Origin of the sequence: Oceaniovalibus guishaninsula JLT2003, from assembly GCF_000299575.1 — a bacterium.
GTDB lineage: Bacteria > Pseudomonadota > Alphaproteobacteria > Rhodobacterales > Rhodobacteraceae > Palleronia > Palleronia guishaninsula.
In genome coordinates this window covers 63,233-82,222 of the sequence record NZ_AMGO01000011.1, presented here as the reverse complement: position 1 = coordinate 82,222, position 18,990 = coordinate 63,233, and the positions used below count along the sequence as shown (strand labels likewise).

Annotated in this window: 18 protein-coding genes; 12 read left to right on the top strand and 6 right to left on the bottom strand. The window is 64.9% G+C overall.

The genetic code is table 11. From position 1 onward, the window contains the following. Positions 1 to 2 precede the first annotated feature (2 nt). The 4 genes from OCGS_RS03925 to OCGS_RS03910 all read left to right on the top strand — a co-directional run bounded on the left by OCGS_RS03925 (position 3) and on the right by OCGS_RS03910 (position 3,662). On the top strand, positions 3 to 1,667 hold the full coding sequence (locus OCGS_RS03925; RefSeq protein WP_007425932.1) for a nitrite/sulfite reductase: 1,665 nt from the start codon (positions 3 to 5) through the stop codon (positions 1,665 to 1,667). Then, positions 1,657 to 2,412, top strand: coding sequence for a phosphoadenylyl-sulfate reductase (locus OCGS_RS03920; RefSeq protein ID WP_007425931.1), 756 nt, complete (start codon positions 1,657 to 1,659; stop codon positions 2,410 to 2,412). Before OCGS_RS03925 ends, OCGS_RS03920 begins: the two co-directional genes overlap by 11 nt. Then, positions 2,409 to 2,774 (top strand): DUF934 domain-containing protein, encoded by a 366-nt coding sequence (locus OCGS_RS03915; RefSeq protein ID WP_007425930.1) that lies wholly within the window; start codon positions 2,409 to 2,411, stop codon positions 2,772 to 2,774. The genes OCGS_RS03920 and OCGS_RS03915 overlap by 4 nt, the downstream gene beginning before the upstream one ends. Before the next feature lie 63 nt (positions 2,775 to 2,837). Next, complete coding sequence (locus OCGS_RS03910; protein ID WP_007425929.1) at positions 2,838 to 3,662, top strand: ferredoxin--NADP reductase; 825 nt, start codon at positions 2,838 to 2,840, stop codon at positions 3,660 to 3,662. Here the strand turns inward: OCGS_RS03910 and OCGS_RS03905 are convergent. Next, the gene (locus tag OCGS_RS03905; RefSeq protein ID WP_007425928.1) at positions 3,659 to 4,249 is read right to left on the bottom strand and encodes a hypothetical protein; all 591 of its coding nucleotides are present in this window, start codon (positions 4,247 to 4,249) and stop codon (positions 3,659 to 3,661) included. The two genes, OCGS_RS03910 and OCGS_RS03905, sit on opposite strands and share 4 nt — an antisense overlap. A 187-nt stretch (positions 4,250 to 4,436) precedes the next feature. Here OCGS_RS03905 and infC point away from each other — a divergent pair, with 187 nt between their 5' ends. Then, a complete protein-coding gene (gene infC / locus OCGS_RS03900) occupies positions 4,437 to 4,949 on the top strand; it encodes a translation initiation factor IF-3 (RefSeq protein WP_040610481.1) in 513 nt (170 codons plus the stop codon). Between the two features lie 63 nt (positions 4,950 to 5,012). On the opposite strand, the gene OCGS_RS03895 is transcribed toward infC, so the two are convergent. The 4 genes from OCGS_RS03895 to OCGS_RS03880 are packed head-to-tail and all read right to left on the bottom strand — an operon-like array spanning position 5,013 to position 10,083. Continuing rightward, a complete protein-coding gene (locus OCGS_RS03895) occupies positions 5,013 to 5,987 on the bottom strand; it encodes an XdhC family protein (RefSeq protein ID WP_040610480.1) in 975 nt (324 codons plus the stop codon). A gap of 11 nt (positions 5,988 to 5,998) precedes the next feature. Then, positions 5,999 to 7,837 (bottom strand): OmpA family protein, encoded by a 1,839-nt coding sequence (locus OCGS_RS14745; protein ID WP_040610479.1) that lies wholly within the window; start codon positions 7,835 to 7,837, stop codon positions 5,999 to 6,001. 57 nt (positions 7,838 to 7,894) lie between these two features. Further along, positions 7,895 to 9,157 (bottom strand): vWA domain-containing protein, encoded by a 1,263-nt coding sequence (locus OCGS_RS03885; RefSeq protein ID WP_007425924.1) that lies wholly within the window; start codon positions 9,155 to 9,157, stop codon positions 7,895 to 7,897. Then, entirely contained in the window at positions 9,154 to 10,083 is a 930-nt protein-coding gene (locus tag OCGS_RS03880) for an AAA family ATPase (protein WP_007425923.1), read from the bottom strand. Before OCGS_RS03880 ends, OCGS_RS03885 begins: the two co-directional genes overlap by 4 nt. Before the next feature lie 278 nt (positions 10,084 to 10,361). Between OCGS_RS03880 and pyrC the strand changes: the two genes are divergently transcribed. The 6 genes from pyrC to OCGS_RS03850 all read left to right on the top strand — a co-directional run bounded on the left by pyrC (position 10,362) and on the right by OCGS_RS03850 (position 16,765). After that, positions 10,362 to 11,411 carry a dihydroorotase gene (gene pyrC, locus OCGS_RS03875; RefSeq protein WP_007425922.1) on the top strand — a complete coding sequence of 350 codons (1,050 nt, stop codon included), beginning with the start codon at positions 10,362 to 10,364 and terminating at the stop codon, positions 11,409 to 11,411. Further along, a complete protein-coding gene (locus OCGS_RS03870; RefSeq protein ID WP_007425921.1) occupies positions 11,408 to 12,082 on the top strand; it encodes an orotate phosphoribosyltransferase in 675 nt (224 codons plus the stop codon). The genes pyrC and OCGS_RS03870 overlap by 4 nt, the downstream gene beginning before the upstream one ends. Before the next feature lie 152 nt (positions 12,083 to 12,234). Beyond that, positions 12,235 to 13,722, top strand: coding sequence for a replicative DNA helicase (locus OCGS_RS03865; RefSeq protein ID WP_420798910.1), 1,488 nt, complete (start codon positions 12,235 to 12,237; stop codon positions 13,720 to 13,722). 3 nt (positions 13,723 to 13,725) lie between these two features. Continuing rightward, positions 13,726 to 14,772 (top strand): alanine racemase, encoded by a 1,047-nt coding sequence (gene alr / locus OCGS_RS03860; RefSeq protein WP_007425919.1) that lies wholly within the window; start codon positions 13,726 to 13,728, stop codon positions 14,770 to 14,772. Positions 14,773 to 14,821: 49 nt separating this feature from the next. Further along, positions 14,822 to 16,198 carry a DNA repair protein RadA gene (gene radA / locus OCGS_RS03855; protein WP_007425918.1) on the top strand — a complete coding sequence of 459 codons (1,377 nt, stop codon included), beginning with the start codon at positions 14,822 to 14,824 and terminating at the stop codon, positions 16,196 to 16,198. 12 nt (positions 16,199 to 16,210) lie between these two features. Beyond that, positions 16,211 to 16,765 (top strand): CvpA family protein, encoded by a 555-nt coding sequence (locus OCGS_RS03850; protein ID WP_007425917.1) that lies wholly within the window; start codon positions 16,211 to 16,213, stop codon positions 16,763 to 16,765. Positions 16,766 to 16,786: 21 nt separating this feature from the next. On the opposite strand, the gene OCGS_RS03845 is transcribed toward OCGS_RS03850, so the two are convergent. Further along, entirely contained in the window at positions 16,787 to 17,362 is a 576-nt protein-coding gene (locus tag OCGS_RS03845; protein WP_007425916.1) for a L,D-transpeptidase, read from the bottom strand. 152 nt (positions 17,363 to 17,514) lie between these two features. Between OCGS_RS03845 and purF the strand changes: the two genes are divergently transcribed. Beyond that, positions 17,515 to 18,981 (top strand): amidophosphoribosyltransferase, encoded by a 1,467-nt coding sequence (gene purF / locus OCGS_RS03840; RefSeq protein ID WP_007425915.1) that lies wholly within the window; start codon positions 17,515 to 17,517, stop codon positions 18,979 to 18,981. Positions 18,982 to 18,990: the final 9 nt, after the last annotated feature.

The following is an 18,990-nucleotide window of genomic DNA, read 5'->3' as shown; positions in this document are numbered from 1 at the left end:
TTATGTATGCCTACACAGATTTCGACGAAGCCTTCGTCAGAAGGCGCGTGGCCCAGTTTCGCGGTCAGGTCGCGCGTCGCATCGACGGGTCGCTGACCGAGGACGAGTTCAAGCCGCTGCGTCTGATGAACGGTCTCTACCTGCAACTGCATGCCTACATGCTGCGGGTGGCCATTCCATATGGAACGGTCTCGTCCCGCCAGATGCGTCAGCTTGCGATGATCGCGCGGCGATGGGACAAGGGCTATGGGCACTTCACCACGCGTCAGAACATTCAGTTCAACTGGCCTCAGCTGACCGATGTGCCCGATATTCTGGATGCGCTGGCCGATGTCGGGATGCATTGCATTCAGACCAGCGGCAACACCATCCGAAACGTCACCGCCGACCATTTCGCCGGTGCCGCCGCGGACGAAATCGCCGATCCCCGCCCGGTGGCCGAATTGCTGCGGCAATGGTCCACGGACCACCCCGAATTTCAGTTCCTTCCCCGCAAGTTCAAGATCGCGATCACCGGCAGCCCGACGGACCGCGCCGTGACGAGGGCGCACGATATCGGATTGCGCATGATTGTGCAGAACGGCCAGCCGGGATTCGAGGTCATCGTCGGCGGCGGCCTGGGGCGCACCCCGATGATCGGCAAGGTGATCCGTGATTTCCTGCCGCGCGAGGACCTGCTGCCTTACGTCGAGGCGATTCTGGGCGTCTACAACTTGCTTGGCCGGCGCGACAACAAGTTCAAGGCCCGCATCAAGATTGCGGTCCACGAGCACGGTATCGAAGAGATAACCCGTTTGGTGGAAGACCGTTTTGCGGCGATTCGCCCGGAATTTACGGGGGTCGATCAACAGATTCTGGCCGCGATCGAAGCGCAGTTCGCGCTGCCCGACCTGCGGCACGGACCCGTTGGCGCGCATGATCGCGCCTATGCCGCCGACCCTGTCTATCGCAGCTGGGCCGACACCAATCTGACGCCCCACCGCGATCCCGAACATGCCATCGTCTCGGTCAGTCTGAAGGCCCCCGGTGCCACGCCCGGCGATGCCAGCGCCGAACAGATGGAGGTTCTTGCCGATCTTGCCGAACGCCACGGCCATTCGGAGCTGCGGATCAGCCATGAGCAGAACGTGATTCTGCCCCATGTCCACAAGGGCGATCTGCCGGCCGTCCATGCCGCACTGAAGGCGGCCGGGCTGGCGACGGCGAATATCGGGCTAGCCTCCGACATCATCGCATGCCCCGGCATGGATTATTGCGCCCTGGCGACGGCCCGTTCCATTCCTGTCGCCCAATCCATCGCATTGCGGCTGGAGGCGCTGAAGATCGAGCATGAGGTCGGCGCACTGAAGATCAAGATCTCGGGCTGCATCAACGCGTGCGGCCACCATCATGTCGGCCATATCGGCATCCTCGGCCTCGATCGGGCTGGCGTCGAGACCTACCAGATCACGCTTGGCGGCGACGGCACCGAGACAATGGCGCTTGGCGACCGGACGGGGCCGGGATTCGCCTATGACGAGGTGGTGCCGGCCGTCGAACGGCTGATCCTGGCCTATCTGGAACTACGCCGGACGAGGGACGAGACATTCCTCGATGTCTACCGTCGTCTGGGAATGGCACCGTTCAAGGCCGCGATTTATCAAACGGAGCGCGCCGATGCCGCTTGAAGCCCCCCTCTCCACTGCGGCCGAACGCGCGGCGGAACTCAATGCGCGCTATGCCCATCATTCGGCAAGCGCGGTTCTCAAGCATGCCCTGTCCGACCCGCAGGTCGGACAGATCGTGCTGATTTCGTCCTTCGGGGCCGAATCCGTCGTTCTTCTGCACCTGCTGGCCGTCGCGGATCGCAGCGTCCCGGTCGTGTTTCTGGACACCGAGATGCTGTTCCCCGAAACGCTGGACTATCAGTCCACCGTGGCGCGCCAGCTTGGGCTGACGGACATTCGCCGCATCCGCCCCGACCGCGCGGCGATGCTGGAGCGTGACGCCGACGGTCTGTTGCATCGCACCGACCCCGACGCATGCTGCGTGCTGCGCAAGGCCGAGCCGCTGGCCCGCGCGCTGGCCCCTTTCGATGCATGGATTACCGGGCGCAAGCGGTTTCAGGGCGCCGAACGAAAGGCGCTCGAATTTTTCGAAGCCGACAGCGACGGGCGTATCAAGGTGAATCCGTTGGCGCACTGGTCGCGTGAGGATGTGAGCGATTATCTGATCAACAACCGGCTGCCTCGCCATCCGCTTGTCAGTCGCGGTTACAAATCCATCGGGTGCATGCCCTGCACCACGCGCGTCGCCGAAGGCGAAGACGACCGGGCCGGGCGTTGGCGGGGTATCAACAAGGTCGAATGCGGTATCCACTTCGTGGGCGGACGCGCCGTTCGTCAGCCGCCGACCAAAGGAGAACCGGCATGAGCGTGATTGTGACCGACGAGGGTTTCGGGCCGGACGATGCCGGCGAGATGATCGACCTTTCGACGGACAGCGACCTGGCATCGTTGCCCGATCTCGGGTCCGTCCCGGCGATTCGGATCGTCATTCCGTCGTTCTCGGATGGCCGCGGTTTCACGTTGGCCTCGGACCTGCGGAGACGGGGATTTTCGGGGCGGTTGCGCGCAGCGGGTCACGTCCTCGCCGATCAGTTCGCGATGGCGCGTCGCTGCGGGTTCGACGAGGTCGAAATCTCCGATCAGCTTGCTGCACGACAGCCGCAGGACCAATGGCTTGCCTGCGCCGATTGGCGGCAATGCGATTATCGCGCCATGCTGCGCGGCTGATCGCCTTCAGTTTCCAGTCCCCGACCGTTAGAAAGAGGACGGGCGCAAGCCCGCAAGGATGCCATGACAAGGTTGACGCCCGTGATCGCCCCAGAACTTCAGCCCGCCATTCAACCGACATTGCCTGACGCGCAGACTGTCACGTCAGTCACCCACTGGACCGACAGCCTCTTTTCGTTCCGCGTGACGCGACCCAACAGTCTGCGCTTCCGGTCGGGAGAATTCGTGATGCTGGGGCTAATGAAAGAGGACGGGCGGCCGCTGCTGCGTGCCTATTCCATCGCCAGCCCCGCATGGGACGACGAGCTGGAATTCTATTCGATCAAGGTTCAGGACGGACCGCTGACCAGCCGCCTTCAGCACATCCGGCCGGGCGACCAGATCATCCTGCGGCCCAAACCCGTTGGCACGCTGGTGCATGACGCGCTGATCCCCGGCAAGCGTCTTTGGTTCTTCGCGACCGGCACGGGCATCGCGCCGTTCGCATCGCTTCTGCGCGAACCCGAGACATGGGAAAAATACGACGAGGTCATTCTGACCCATACCTGCCGCGATCCCGAGGATCTGGCCTACGGACGGCAGCTTGTGGACGGTTTGCCGGGCGACCCGCTGATCGGCGAGTTGGTCGGCGGCAAGCTGCGGTATTACCCGACCACGACGCGTGGACAGAGCGCCCGTATGGGACGGATAACCGACCTGCTGCGTTCGGGAAAAGTATTCGAGGATCTGGGCGTTCCTGAGATTGATCCCGAGACCGACCGCGCCATGGTATGCGGGTCCATCGGTCTGAACACCGACCTCAAGGAGATCCTCGAAGGTTTCGGCCTCCGCGAGGGCGCCAACAGCGACCCCGCGGAGTATGTCGTCGAAAAGGCGTTCGTCGGTTAGGAATCGATCCCGAGCGCCGTCCGCATTTCGGTCAACAGGATGGCGAGGTCGTCGGGATTTTCCCGAGCCTCGCGCAGACGGTCGATCAGTTCTTCCTTCTGCCCGGCATCGAGGTCCGAGGCATTCACCTGCGCGACGACTTCCTCGTAGTCGAAGGTTTCGGGCGTCAGATAGTCGACCAGACCGCCCTCGCTCGTATCCGTCGCATCGTCGGTGCCGATGTCCACAATCTGCACATCCGCCTCGCTCTCGTCGGCAGACGTATCGGCCGCATCTTCGACCGGCTCGATCTGGACCAAAGTGGCTTCGCTGTCGGTGTCGACATTCTCGTCGGCGTCGATCGCGGCAGGGTTTGCGGTGATAGGCGGTTCTTCCTCGACAGGTTCAACCGCCGCCACTTCCGCGGGTTCTTCGACGACCACCACCTCGGCCGAATCCTCGACCGCGGCAACCGGGGCCTCCGTCGTCACTTCCGCAACGCCGGTATCGGTTTCGGCTACTGTCACCTCGTCATCGTCGTCCCAGCATCCCGAGACCAGGCTTCCCGCCGCCACGAAGGCGATTACGGATACAAGTCGTCCAGCCATTGCAGACTCCTTCCAATTCATTTCCTTGCTTCGGCAGGGCAACGGTCGGCGTGGGTGCCGGTTCCCCGTGCCCGTCGATACAGGCGCGGATCCGCTTGAACGGGCCTGCCGGCAGGGCTAGATAACGGCAGGCAAAGTTATTGAAAGGACGACCCCCATCGCTCGCAGACCTCATAACGCGCCCCCGGTGCGTGACACCGGCCCTCGCGTCAATGGACGCATCAGGGCCCATGAAATCCGCCTGATCGGCGCCGATGGCGAAAATGTCGGCGTGGTCAGTCCCGATCGCGCCATGGAACTGGCCGAAGCCGCCGGTCTGGACCTGGTCGAGATCTCGCCTAACGCGACGCCGCCGGTCTGCAAGATCATGGATTTCGGCAAGTTCAAGTACGAAAACCAGAAGCGCGAGGCCGAAGCGCGCAAGAAGCAGAAGACGATCGACATCAAGGAAGTCAAGTTCCGCCCGAACACAGACACCCACGATTACGATGTCAAGATGCGCAATGTCTTCAAATTCCTGGAAGCGGGCGACAAGGTGAAGATCACGTTGCGCTTCCGTGGCCGCGAGATGGCGCACCAGAACCTTGGCCGCGATTTGCTGGAACGGGTGGCCGAAGATACCAAGGAACTTGGCAAGGTCGAGAATTTCCCGAAGATGGAAGGCCGGCAGATGGTCATGCTGATCGGACCCACCCGCTGAACCTAACGATTGTTGGCGGCCCGCCTTACCGGCGGGCCTTTTCGATTCAGACTGGTTGTGCAATCAACCCTGACGCAACCTTGCAGTCATCTGCGCGACGATCGACACCGCGATTTCCGCAGGCGACCGTGCGCCGATGGGCAGACCGACAGGGCCGTTGATCCGCGAGAGATCCGCATCGTCGAAGCCGGCCGAGCGCAGGCGTTTCAATCTTAGCGTGTGTGTCCTGGCCGAACCGAGCGCGCCGATATAGAACGCATCCGACCGCAAGGCCGCAGCCAATGCCGGGTCGTCGATCTTGGGATCGTGGGAAAGCGTAACGACTGCGCTGCGAGCGTCGATGGCGATATCCTTCAATGCATCTTCGGGCCAATCGACCAGCAGACGGCGGTCGGGAAACCGTTCTGCCGTCGCGAAGGCCGACCGGGGGTCGATCAACGTGCAGTCATAGCCCAGCAAATCTGCCATCTTGAGCAAGGGTTGGGCAACATGAACCGCGCCGATCACGTTCAACCGCAGGGGCACGTTGTGGATGCAAATGAACCGCCCTTCGTCGTCGAAGCCCGACCGATCCAGGCGAAAGCGGTCTGGAAAAGCCTCGGGGCCGATCAACCGACGCGACCAGTCCGATGGATCGATCATATAGGCCACCGGCTGCCGATCCGCCCTGAATGCGACCAGTTGCTTCAGAAGCTCGGGCGCAAAGTCTCCCTCGCGGACAGGTTCCACGAGGATCCGAATGGTCCCGCCGCAGGCCAGGCCGACGGCGAAGGCTGTCTCGTCGGCGACGCCGAATTCCAGTATCGTGCTGCCGCCCTCGGCAATGGACTCGAACGCCTGCGCGATCACCGCACCTTCGACGCATCCGCCCGAGACTGAACCGGCAATCTTTCCGTCCGCCGAAACCGCAAGCTGACTGCCCACCGGGCGGGGGGCCGACCCCCATGTTTCCACCACGGTGGCAAGGGCGGCGCCCTGCCCCGCGCGATGCCAAGCCAATGCAATCGCGGGAATGTCGTCATGGTCGGATGCGTTCATGGCGCTGCGCGTCAATCGTTCCTGGCGGTCCGCAACAAGGGTGTGATGTTCCGGATCGTCGCACGCCGGTTGGCCCGTTCGGCTTCCTGGGTGTCGATCCTCAGAAACTGTTCGCCATATCCCTGCACTACAAGGTTCTCGGGCGGAACATTGAAATACTCGGTCAGGGCAAGCGCCACCGATTCGGCCCGGCGGTCCGACAAGGCGAGGTTATAGGCCGCATCGCCGACCGCATCGGTATGGCCCTCGACAAGAAAGACTTGCGAGGGGTCATCCTCGATACTGTCCCTGATGAACCTGCCGAGGGATGCCAACTCGTCCGCCTGTTCCGGCGTGATCGCGGCCGATGCGGTCTGGAACGTGATGTTGTCCAGATCGACGGCGGGAACCTGACGGCGCACTTCGGCGATGCGGCGAACCTGGCTCAAGGAATAGGACCGGTCGAACACGCCCTGTTCCGCCAATGCACTGCGCAGACCTTCTAGGTCTTCCGGGCGATAGTCGGAGGACGGGGCTGCTGCCGTCGCAGTCAACGCGGCGCGATTGACCGGCCGCGTTTCGGCGGTATCGTCGATCAGCAGCGTCTCGGTGCCGTCCGGCGCGATCCGGCTGCGCTGAAGGACGCGCAACTCGTTGTCGCGGATCGTCACGATGCGGCTGCCGTCCTCGCGCGTGATGGTCGTGCGGGTCGATCCGTCGTCGAACGTCTCGGTCCGCACTTCATTGCCGGGTTGGCGCAGAAGCGCATTGTCGTCCTTGAGCAACTGATAGCCGCCCGTGGGATCACTGACCACGATCCGGTCATCGGACCTGGCCACGACCTGGCGGTTGTTGCTGAGCAATGCGCCCACCGCGACGGCCCCAGCCCCCAGCAAGAGCGCCTTCTCCAGATTGGACAGGCCATCGTCATCGTCGTCGGCGTCTTCGTCGTTGCTGATCGCGGTGGCGAAGTCTTGGTCCGAGGTTCTGACATCGTCTTCCGCGATGACTTCGGTCTCTACATCCCCCGCCGAATCGCTGTCGGCCGCTACCGCGGCGGCCTGCGGGGTTTCGACTGGCTCCTCATCACCATTCTTGTCGGCGATTGTTTCGGTCTGTTCGTCATCGGCATCGGGTTCCGTTCCGGTCGCGTCCTCCATTGGCAAGGCGGTGGCAGCTTCGTCGGCAGGAGCCGCGGATGCGGCATCAGGCTCTGCCTCTGGCGTATCGGGTTGAGTCGGTGCAGGATCCTGATCGGTAGACGTCTCGCCTGTTTCCGCGTCCGATGTCGCAGCGTCGTCAGCGACTACGTTATCCGTCTGTTCGTTGGCGTCGGCGTCTGGCCCATCCTGCGCTTCGCTGGCATCCTGCGCGGGAGGCGGTGTCTCGGCCTCCTGATCGGACGCTTCCTCGGCAGCCGCGTCCTCTACGGGCAAGCTACCTTCGTCGGACCCAGCCGGTGCCACTCCGCCTTGATCCTCGGCCGGAGGGACGACCGCCTCGCTGCTTTCCTCCTGTTCGGTCTCAACCTCTGCCGCGCCGTCCTCGTCGGCAGGTGTTTCTTCGCTTTCCGACCCTTCGGTCGGGTCGGCGGGATCGCCAGCAGGCTCGGCTGGCTCCGCTTGCGCCTCAATCGGCGTTTCCGTCGATGGTTCACCGGCTGCCTCGGGTGTCGGCTCCTCCACCCCATCGCTGTCCGCATCGCCATTTGAAGGCTCCGCATCGGCCCCGCCGGTCGGTGCGCAATCCTCGGTGCCTTCGGGGCAGACAACCGTTTCTTCGCTCGTGGCATCCTGCGCGACGACCGGCAAGGGCACGATCAGGGCAAGGCTGGCCAGCAGGGCGGTCGTCGTTTTCAGCGTCTGTCGCATGGGGCGTCCTTCAAGGCAGGGGCGTCTGCCAAACGAAAGGACGACATTTTCGTTCCTTCACACAAGGGCGAGCAGACGCGCTTTGTCGCCGTTATCGTGCGGGCTACATAATGCTTCGGCAAGCCCTTCAAGGGACGCGATGTCGTGACCGGCGCGCAGGCTGTCTATATGCGGCAGCATGGCCGCGATACCGGCGGCACGCGGTGCGAAAGCATCGAAGCGTAGCAGGGGGTTGACCCATATCAGCCGGCGGGCGGACAGATGCAGGCGTTCGGTGGCCCGGCCCAGCAGCACGGAATCGCCCCGCTCCAACCCGTCAGTGATCAGCAGCACGACCGCCCCCTGCCCCATGATCCGGCGCGACCAGTCCCTGTTGAACGCGGTGAGGCAGGCGCCGATGCGCGTGCCGCCTTCCCAATCCTGTGCCTCGGCCCCCGCTGCGGCAAGCGCGGCATCGACGTCACGGTGACGCAGATGGCGAGTGATGTTGGTCAGGCGTGTCCCGAACGTGAAGGCGTGGATCTGCGACCAGCCGGGTTGCGGACGATTGGCCATCGCATGCAGGAAATGCAGGATAAAGCGGCTGTAGACCGACATGGAACCCGATATGTCGCAGATGGCGACCAGCGAGGGCATCCGCGTGCCGACGCGCCGATGACGAAGCTGCCGCAATTCGCCCGCCGTGCGGGCCGCCGCCCGCATCGTCGCAGGCCAGTCCGGCCGGTTGCCGCGCGGATCCGGCACGCCGCGCCGTGACGGAAGGGGGCGGACTGGCATCGCCATCCGGGCGATGACAGCCTTGGCACGGGTCATTTCAGCCACCGACATCTGTTCGAAATCCAGATGCCGCAGGCGCTCGGTGTCGGATTGCGTGCCGCGTGCGTCGATCTCGATCAGCGCCTCGTCGTCCGCTACGGGCAGCGGCGGGTCGGCGGCCGCCCCGTCGAGCAGCGCCTCGGCCGCGCGTCTTTCGGCGGGCTGTGCTCTCCGCTGATCCTGCGTGCCGCGGACGGATGGCACGAGCAACGCCATCATATGTTCGACATAACGGGGATCGCGCCAGTAAAGCCGGAAAATCTGATCGTAGATCGCGCGATGCTCGGCCCGGCCGATGAAGCAGGAGGCCAAGACATGATAGAAGTCCCGCCTGTCGCTGAAACCGGCCACGGCGACCGCGCGCAGGGCGGTCAGAACGCGGCCCGGACCTATGGGAATGCCGGCCTTGCGAAGCGCACGCGCGAACCAGACGATATTCTGCATCAGCTTGGGGTCGTCCGGCAAGTCGAGTGCGCGATCCGCAGGCGGGCGACAATCTGTCATCCCGTCAGCTTCCGGCGCACCTGATCCAGCAGCTTCGTGGCCTCGGCCCCTTGCAGGCGCTGGATATCGTCTTGATATTTCAGTATCGCACCCAGCGTGTCGGCGATGACCTGCGGGCTGAGTTCCATCATGTCCAGCGCCAGAAGGCATCGGGCCCAGTCGATCGTTTCTGCCACGCCGGGGCGTTTGAACAGATCCTCGGCGCGCAGCGCTTGGACGAAGGCGACGATTTCGCGGCTCAGGCTCTCGGATGCCTCGGGCGCGCGGGCACGCAGGATGGCGATCTCGCGGTCGAAGTCAGGGTAGTCCACCCAGTGATAGAGGCAGCGGCGCTTCAGTGCATCATGGACTTCGCGGGTGCGATTCGATGTCAGGACGACAATCGGCGGCTCGGGCGCGCGGATCGTGCCGAGTTCGGGAATGGTGACGGCGAAATCGGACAGCGCCTCCAGCAAGAACGCCTCGAAGGGGGCGTCGGTGCGGTCGATCTCGTCGATCAGCAGAACGGGCGCGCCGCCCGGCTGGGGGCGCAGCGCTTCCAGCAGCGGACGCGCGATCAGATAATCCTCGGTGAACAATTCGGACCGCAGCGCGTCGCGGTCGGTCATTCCGCTGACTTCCGCCGCCCTGATGGCAATCATCTGCCCCGCGAAGTTCCATTCGTAGACCGCGCTCGACGAATCGAGCCCTTCGTAACATTGCAGACGGATAAGCCGCCGCCCAAGCGCATTGGCCAGCGCCCGCGCGATCTCGGTCTTGCCGGTCCCCGCCTCGCCCTCCAGAAACAACGGTCGGCCAAGCCGAAGCGCAAGAAACGTGACGGTGGCCAGCGACCGTCCGCAGATATAATCTTGCCCGGCCAGCAACGCCTGCACGTCGTCAATGGACTGCACTTTCGACACCGCCCGGTCGGCCGGGTCCGTCAACGGCGCGATGCGGACCTTGTCGGGACGGGAATCGGACGCGGCTGTGGGGCCGGACGGGGTGCCAGCGCGTCGAGCGCTTCGATCAGCAGGTCGATGAGCTTTTTCATGTCGTCCTCGAAGAATGCCGGGGCGCCGAGCGCCGCTTTCCTTTAGAATAGGGTAGTGACTGGATGCGCGACGTCCACCCTCGGACCCGCACTTTTCTGTTGCCCGGCCGGATCGGTCCTTGTCAGACCCCGCCACTGGCGGTTCTTCGCCGGCCTTGCTAGAGGCGGATCATGGACAGACTGACGCTTCGCCGCCCCGACGACTGGCACCTGCACCTGCGCGACGGCGCTGTCATGCGCGCGGTTCTGCCGCATACCGCGACCCAGTTCGCCCGCGCGCTTGTCATGCCGAACCTTGTGCCCCCGGTCGTCACCGCAGCGGACGCCGCCGATTACCGGGACCGGATCCTCGCCGCCAATCCGCGCGGATCGGGTTTCCGGCCTCTGATGACCCTCTATCTGACGGAAGAAACCCAGCCCCGCGACGTGCGGGCCGCCGCCGAGATCGGCCTGATCATAGCGGTCAAGCTGTATCCCGCCGGCGCGACCACCAATTCCGCAAGCGGCGTGCGCGACATGGGCAAGGTCATGCGCGTACTGGAAAACATGGCGCAGATCGGCCTGCCGCTTTGTGTCCACGGCGAGGTCGTCGATAGCGATGTCGATATATTCGACCGCGAGGCCGCGTTCATCGACCGCGTTCTCGATCCCCTCCGCCGGCAGATCCCCGGCCTTCGCGTGGTGATGGAGCATGTCACGACGCGCGATGCGGTCGAGTACGTGCGATCCGGCGGCGACGATCTGGGCGCGACGATCACGGTTCATCACCTGGTGCTGAACCGCAACCATATGCTGGCGGGCGGGATACGGCCGCACTACTATTGCCTGCCGGTCCTAAAGCGCGAAACGCATCGCCGCGCCTTGGTCGAAGCCGCGCTGTCGGGCGACAGCTCGTTCTTTCTGGGCACCGACAGCGCCCCGCATGTGGACGCGGCGAAGTTGCAGCCCTGCGGCTGCGCGGGTTGCTTTACCGCGCCCGTCGCCATGCCGCTGCTGGCGGATCTGTTCGACGCGGAAGGCGCGCTCGACCGGCTGGAAGGCTTCGCGTCCGAGCATGGCGCGCGATTCTACGGCCTACCGCTCAATACCGGGACGCTGACGCTGGAACGTAAGGCGCCGACACTGCTTGCCAACGTGGAAACGGATGACGGGCCGTTGACGGTGTTCGATCCCGGCCGCGCGATCGGCTGGCGCGTCGCCGAAGAAGGATGCGCACCATGATCCCGGCCAGCTTTCCCACCCGCGAGGAGATTGCGCGCCTCAGCGCCGGCATGCTGCTCGAGGTCGGGGCCGTCGCCTTCAATGCCGCCGACCCTTATACCTTCGCCAGCGGCCAGAAGGCACCCACTTATGTCGATTGCCGGCGGCTCATTTCCTATCCGCGCGTCCGGTCGGTGCTGATGGATTTCCTGACGCTGACGGTCATGCGCGACGCGGGGTTCGAAGCGTTCGACAACATCGCCGGCGGCGAGACGGCCGGGATTCCCTTCGCGGCGCTGGTGGCCGAACGAATGGCGCTGCCGATGACTTATGTGCGCAAGAAGCCGAAAGGCTATGGCCGCAATGCCCGCATCGAGGGTCGCATGAGCGAGGGCGAGCGCGTTCTGCTGGTCGAGGATCTGGCGACGGACGGCGGCAGCAAGCTTTCTTTTGTGGACGCGATCCGCGACACCGGCGCGACCTGCGCCCATACGGCGGTGATCTTCTACTACGGCATCTTTCCGCAGACCATTCCGACGCTCTCGGCGCATGAGGTCACGCTGCATCACCTGTGCACATGGTGGGACGTTCTGGCGGAGGCGCGGCGGCGGGGAAGTTTCGACGCGGAAACGCTGGCCGCCGTGGAGGATTTCCTGCGCGATCCGGAAGGCTGGCGCGCCGCCAGCGGATAGACCCGCCAGACCGCGCGGCGATGGGTCACGCCACGTTTCGGCAGTCCCGACGACACGACCGGCACGATTGCGCATTGATCCCCCGGCCCAGGGGGCGCTATGCCCAAGGCGGGCAGACGAGGGGCAGGCGGATGAGCGAGGTGGCACGTTTCATGCCGGGCGGACCGGGCGCATCCACCGAGGACGCGCTTCCCGACCTGCCCCACAATATCGAGGCCGAAGCGCAGCTTCTGGGCGCGATCCTGACCAACAACGACATCTACGACCGCGTTGCGGCCATCCTGAACGAGACGCATTTCTATCATCCCGTCCATGCCCGCATCTTCGAGGTCGCGGCAGCCCGAATCGCGGTGAACGCGTTGGCCTCTCCGGTCACGCTCAAGGCGTTTCTGCAGGACGAACCGGGTTTGCAGGAACTGGGCGGCGCATCGTATCTGGTGCGGCTGGCCGGTTCCGCGATCAGCAGCTATGCCGCGCGGGACTATGCGCAGACGGTCTATGATCTGGCGATCCGGCGCAAGCTGATCGACGTGGGCCGCGACATCGCCGCCAAGGCCGCGCGCGTTGATGTGCTGTCGGAACCGCGCGATCAGATCGTCGCTGCCGAACAGGAACTCTACAAGCTGGCCGAGGCCGGCAAGGGCAGCCAGGGCTTTCAGTCGTTCCTGCGCGCCGTCACCGATGCGGTGAATGTCGCCAACGCGGCCTATCAGCGCGAGGGCGGGCTGGCGGGTATCTCGACGGGTCTGGTCGATCTCGACAGGAAGTTGGGCGGGCTGCACAAGTCCGACCTGCTGATCCTTGCCGGGCGGCCGTCGATGGGCAAGACGTCGCTGGCGACCAACATCGCGTTCAACATCGCCAAAGCCTATCGCCGGGGCACCCGGCCGGACGGGACCGAGGGCGCGGTGGATGGCGGCGTCGTCGGCTTCTATTCGCTCGAGATGAGCGCCGAGCAGCTTGCCGCGCGCATCCTTTCCGAAGCGTCCGAGGTTCCCAGCGAGCAAATCCGGCGCGGCGACATGAACGAGGCCGAGTTTCGCCGTTTCGTCGAGGCCGCGAAGTCGCTCGAAGCCTGTCCGCTTTATATCGACGACACCCCGGCCCTGCCGATCAGCCAGCTTGCCGCCCGCGCCCGGCGGCTGAAGCGCGAACACGGGCTGGACGTGCTGTTCGTCGATTATCTGCAACTGGTTCGCGGCACCGGCCGGAACGAGAATCGCGTGAACGAGATCAGCGAGATCACCCAAGGACTCAAGGCCATCGCCAAGGAGCTCGATATTCCCGTGGTCGCATTGTCGCAGCTCAGCCGCCAGGTCGAGAACCGCGAGGACAAGCGCCCGCAACTCAGCGACCTGCGCGAATCGGGGTCGATCGAGCAGGACGCGGATGTCGTGATGTTCGTGTTCCGGGAAGAATACTACAAGGAACGCGAGAAACCGGGCGATCACGAACTTGAAAAGATCGCCAACTGGCAGCAGGAGATGGAACGTCTGCACGGGCGCGCGGAAGTCGTCATCGGCAAGCAGCGCCACGGCCCCATCGGCAGCGTCGATTTGAGCTTTGAAGGACGGTTCACGCGGTTCGGCAATCTGGTGCAGCCCTGGCAGCAGGGCAGCGCCGGCGATGTGAGCTTCTGACGATTGGCCACCGGATCGCTGACCATAGACCTTGCCGCCATAGCGGCGAACTGGCGCGCGCTCGATGCGCTTGGCGGCGGGTCCTGCCGCACGGGTGCCGTGGTCAAGGCCGACGCCTACGGGCTGGGGGCAAGCCGGGTCGCCCCTGCACTGGCGCAGGCGGGGGCACGCGATTTCTTCGTCGCCGTCGCCGAGGAAGGGGCAGCCCTGCGCAAGGCCCTTGGACCGGGGCCGGACATTTACGTCTTTGCGGGACACATGAACGGCGATGCGGCCGCAATTCGGGACGCCGACCTGATCCCGCTGCTGAACTCGCCCGAGCAGGTCGAACGGCATTTCCGCCTTCTGCCGCGGGCGGCATTCGGCGTGCAACTCGATACCGGCATGAACCGTCTGGGGCTTGAACCGGACGACTGGCGGGGTCTGCGCGACCTTGTCGATGGGAACGGCCCGCGTCTGGCCATCAGCCATCTGGCCAGCGCTGACGAACCGGACCATTCCGCGAACGCCGCACAACTGCGGACCTTCGTCGAGATGACCGAAGGTCTGAATGCCCCCCGATCGCTTGCGGCGACGGGTGGGGCGTTGCTGGGCCGGGCGTGGCATTTCGACATGATCCGCCCCGGTATCGGGCTTTACGGCGGATTGCCTTATGCAGACGCCGTTCCGGCCGTCCGGTTGTCCCTGCCCGTGGTGCAACAGCGCGATGTCGCGGTTGGGGAAAGCGTCGGCTATGGCAACGCCTGGCACGCCGACCGTCCCTCGCGCGTCGCGACCTTGGCGTCGGGTTATGCCGATGGCTTGCCAAGGGCGATAGGCCAAAGCGGTTCCGCCAAGGTTTATGCCGGCGCGACGGCCTGCCCCATTATCGGCCGCGTCTCGATGGATCTGCTGACCGTGGACGTGACCGATCTGGACGAAGTGCCGGACACGCTGGAGATGCTTTGCGAACATCAGGGCATCGACGCGCTGGCCGACCTTGCCGGGACGATCGGCTACGAAATCCTCACCTCGCTGGGCCATCGTTACGAACGGCATTACGCCGCGTGACCCGGCTGCGGCGCTTGCCCGCCGCCCCGCATCGCGGCAAGAGGATCGCATGGCGAAATCACTGAACTATGTCTGCACGGTCTGCGGGGCCGCGCATGGCAAGTGGTCCGGTCGCTGCGACGATTGCGGCGCCTGGAATACGATTGTCGAGGAAACGCCGCTCAGCGTCGGGCCGGCGTCGAAATCGCTTGGGGCACGGCGCGGCAAGGGCATGGTGCTGACCGATCTGGCCGCCGCCGAAGCGCCCCCACCGCGCAGCCGCAGCGGCCTGGACGAACTCGACCGTGTGCTGGGCGGCGGTCTGGTGCCTGCCAGCGCCATTCTGGTCGGCGGCGATCCGGGCATCGGCAAGTCCACGCTGCTGTTGCAGGCCGCGGCCGCCTTTGCCGCGAACGGGCTGCGTTGCATCTATGTCTCGGGCGAGGAAGCGGCGGCACAAATCCGTATGCGCGCACAACGGTTGGGCCTCGGCGACGCGCCGGTGCGATTGGCGGCGGAAACCGCCTTGCGCGACATTCTGACGACGCTGGAAGCGGAGAAACCCGATCTGGCGATCATCGATTCCATTCAGACCATGTGGGCCGACAATGTCGACAGCGCCCCCGGCAGCGTCAGTCAGGTGCGCGCGGCGGCCCACGAGCTGACGGCCTTTGCCAAGCGGCAGGGAACGTCGGTCATTCTTGTGGGGCATGTCACCAAGGAAGGCCAGATCGCCGGGCCCCGCGTGGTCGAGCATATGGTCGACACGGTCCTCTATTTCGAGGGCGAGCGCGGCCATCAATTCCGCATTCTGCGTGCCGTGAAGAACCGCTTCGGTCCCGCGGACGAGATCGGGGTGTTCGAGATGACGGGCGCGGGGCTGGCCGAGGTCGCCAATCCGTCTGCGCTGTTTCTGACCGACAGCCAGTCGCCCCAGCCCGGATCCGCGGTGTTCGCCGGGATCGAGGGGTCGCGCCCGGTCTTGTGCGAGATGCAGGCGTTGGTCGCCCCTACCCCGCACAGTCAGCCGCGTCGGTCGGCCGTGGGCTGGGATGGCGGGCGGCTGGCGATGATCCTTGCCGTTCTCGAGGCCCGCTGCGCGGTGCCGTTCGCCGGGCTCGACGTCTACCTGAACGTGGCGGGCGGTCTGCGCGTCCGCGAACCCGCCGCGGACCTGGCGGTCGCATGCGCGCTGCTTTCGGCGCGCGAGGATGTGGCGCTGCCGCCCCAGTCGGTCGTGTTCGGCGAGATCAGCCTGTCGGGTGGGCTGCGTCCCGCCAGCCAGACGGAATTGCGGTTGAAAGAAGCCGCGAAACTTGGTTTCACCACCGCAATCGCGCCGTTGCCCGGCCGGGCCGAGCTGGCAGGCGAAGCCGGCGCTGCAATCGTGCTGCGCCCCTTCCCCGATCTGGCCACGCTTGTCGGCGACATGTTCGGCGCCGGCTGATAGGAACGCAGGATGAATTCTTTCACGCTGATCGACGGTCTGGTGATCGCGGTGATCGTCATATCGGCCATCCTGGCCTATTCGCGCGGCTTCGTGCGCGAGGGCATGGCGATCGTCGGGTGGATCGTCGCGGCGATGGTCGCGTTCGTCTTCGCCGCGACTGTCCGCCCGCTGGTGGGCGAATTGCCGGTCGTGGGCGGGTTTCTGAACGACAGTTGTGAATTGGGCATCATCGCCGCGTTCGCGCTGGTCTTTGCCGTGGCCCTGGTCGTCGTGTCGATCTTCACGCCGCTGCTTTCGGGCGCGATCCGCGATTCGGCCCTGGGGCCGGTGGATCAGGGGGCGGGTTTTCTCTTCGGGGTCGCGCGCGGTGTGCTGTTGGTCGCGGTGGCGTTGATCGTCTACGACCGGGCGATGGTCACGGGCCGCATCCCCATGGTCGATGACAGCCGCACCGCCGCCATATTCTCGCGCAGCCAGGATCGGATCGACGGCGCAATTCCCGACGATGCGCCGGGCTGGATCGTTCTGCGTTACGAACAGCTTGTCGGTGCCTGCGCCGCCTGAAGGCGCAGGCACGCTATTCGGTCAGATCAGGCGCACCTGCGCGCCGACTGGCGTGATGGCGAAAAGCTCGGCGATCTTCTCGTTGTAAAGGCCGATGCAGCCGGACGACGACCGGCGTCCGATCTTGCGCGTGTCGTGTGTGCCGTGGATCAGATATGCCGGCCAATCGAGATACATGGCGTGCGTTCCCAAGGGGTTGCCCGGCCCCGGCGGCATGTAGTCGGGCAACCACGGATCGCGTTCCTTCATGCTGGCGGTCGGGCGCCAGTCGGGGCCTTCGCGCTTGCGCACGATCTCGCTATAGCCGCGGCGGGTCAGTTCCTCGCTCATGGGAACGGATGTCGGATAAAGCCGGTAATCGCCGCCACCGGCCGCCCAGTAATGCAGCGCCCGCGCGCCGGTATCGGCCACCAGCGTCACCCGGTCCACATTGTCGAAGTGGTCTTCCCAACGCTGCATCGCAAAGGCCGACATGTTGTGCCGCGACGTTTCGGGCAGGTTCGAAGGCGTCTGGGGAGCGCCGAACGCGATGGCTGGCGCAAACAGGGCGGCGCCCGTCCCGATCAACAATCCCCGCCGGTCGATCTTGCTGCTCATTCCTCGTCTCCGCGTTTATTGTTCTGGCCTGCAAGGTGCCAGCCGCCCCCTTACAAGGCAATCAACGCCCGGTCACGTCGCGGTGAAGGTGCATTCGCGTGACACGGGGGCTTTTTGACCCTAGAGGATGACGACCGCCCCAGGAGCATGCCATGCGCGCCAGGCCCTTCGCCCATCCTTTCGACGACGACAAGCTGCACGAGGAATGCGGCGTGTTCGGCGTCTCCGGCGTCGCGGATGCCGCGAACTTCGTCGCGCTGGGATTGCATGCGCTTCAGCATCGCGGGCAGGAAGCGGGCGGCATCGTCAGCCACGACGCGACCGCAGGGTTCAATTCGGCCAGGCGCATGGGCTATGTGCGTGACAATTTCACCAAAGCGTCGCTGATGGAGACGTTGCCCGGACCGCTGGCGATCGGGCATGTGCGCTATTCAACGACGGGTGCCAAGGGCACGACGCAATTGCGCGACGTGCAGCCCTTCTTCGGCGAATTCAGCATGGGCGGCGCGGCCATCGCGCATAACGGGAACATCACCAATGCGGACGCGCTGCGGCGGGAGTTGATCGGAGCCGGGTCGATCTTTCAATCCGCCAGCGACAGCGAATGCATCATTCACCTGATGGCGCGGTCCCTGCAACGCAAGGTGCCGGACCGGATGCAGGACGCCCTGCGGCGGGTCGAGGGCGCGTTTTCCATCGTGGCGATGACGCGGACCAAATTGATCGGCGTCCGCGATCCCCTGGGTGTGCGGCCCCTGGTTCTGGGGCGGCTCGACGGGTGCGGATGGGTGTTGAGTTCCGAGACCTGCGCGCTCGACATCATCGGCGCGGCTTTCGTCCGCGAGATCGAACCGGGCGAGATGGTGGTGATCGAGAATGGCGAGGTTGCCAGCCACCGCCCCTTCGCACCGCAAAAGCCCCGTTTCTGCATTTTCGAGCACGTCTATTTCAGCCGCCCCGATTCGATTCTGGGCGGCCGGTCGGTCTATGAGACCCGGCGCGCCATCGGGGTGGAACTGGCCCGCGAGGCGCCGGTGGAGGCCGATCTGGTCTGCCCCGTCCCCGACAGCGGCACCCCCGCGGCCATCGGCTACAGTCAGGAATCGGGGATCCCCTATGCGATGGGGATCATCCGCAACCAGTATATGGGTCGAACCTTCATCGAGCCGACCGAGCAGATCCGCAACATGGGCGTCCGGCTGAAGTTGAACGTCAACCGCGCCCTCATCCGCGGCAAGCGCGTCGTGCTGGTGGACGATTCGGTCGTGCGGGGAACCACCAGCATCAAGATTCGCGAGATGGTTCTGGATGCAGGCGCAGCCGAGGTCCACTTCCGCATCGCCAGCCCTCCGACCGCCTGGCCCTGCTTCTACGGGGTCGATACGCCGGATCGCGACAAGCTGCTGGCCTCGTCCATGTCCGAGGAAGAGATGTGCGCGCATCTGGGCGTGGATTCGCTGCGGTTTATCTCGCTAAACGGGCTTTACCGCGCGACGGGCGAAGCGCAGGGCCGCAACAACGCATCGCCGCAACATTGCGATGCCTGCTTTTCGGGAGATTACCCCGTCATCCCGTCGGATCGCGTGGCACAGGGGTTCTGTCTGAAGGCGGCGGAATGACGTGTCGTC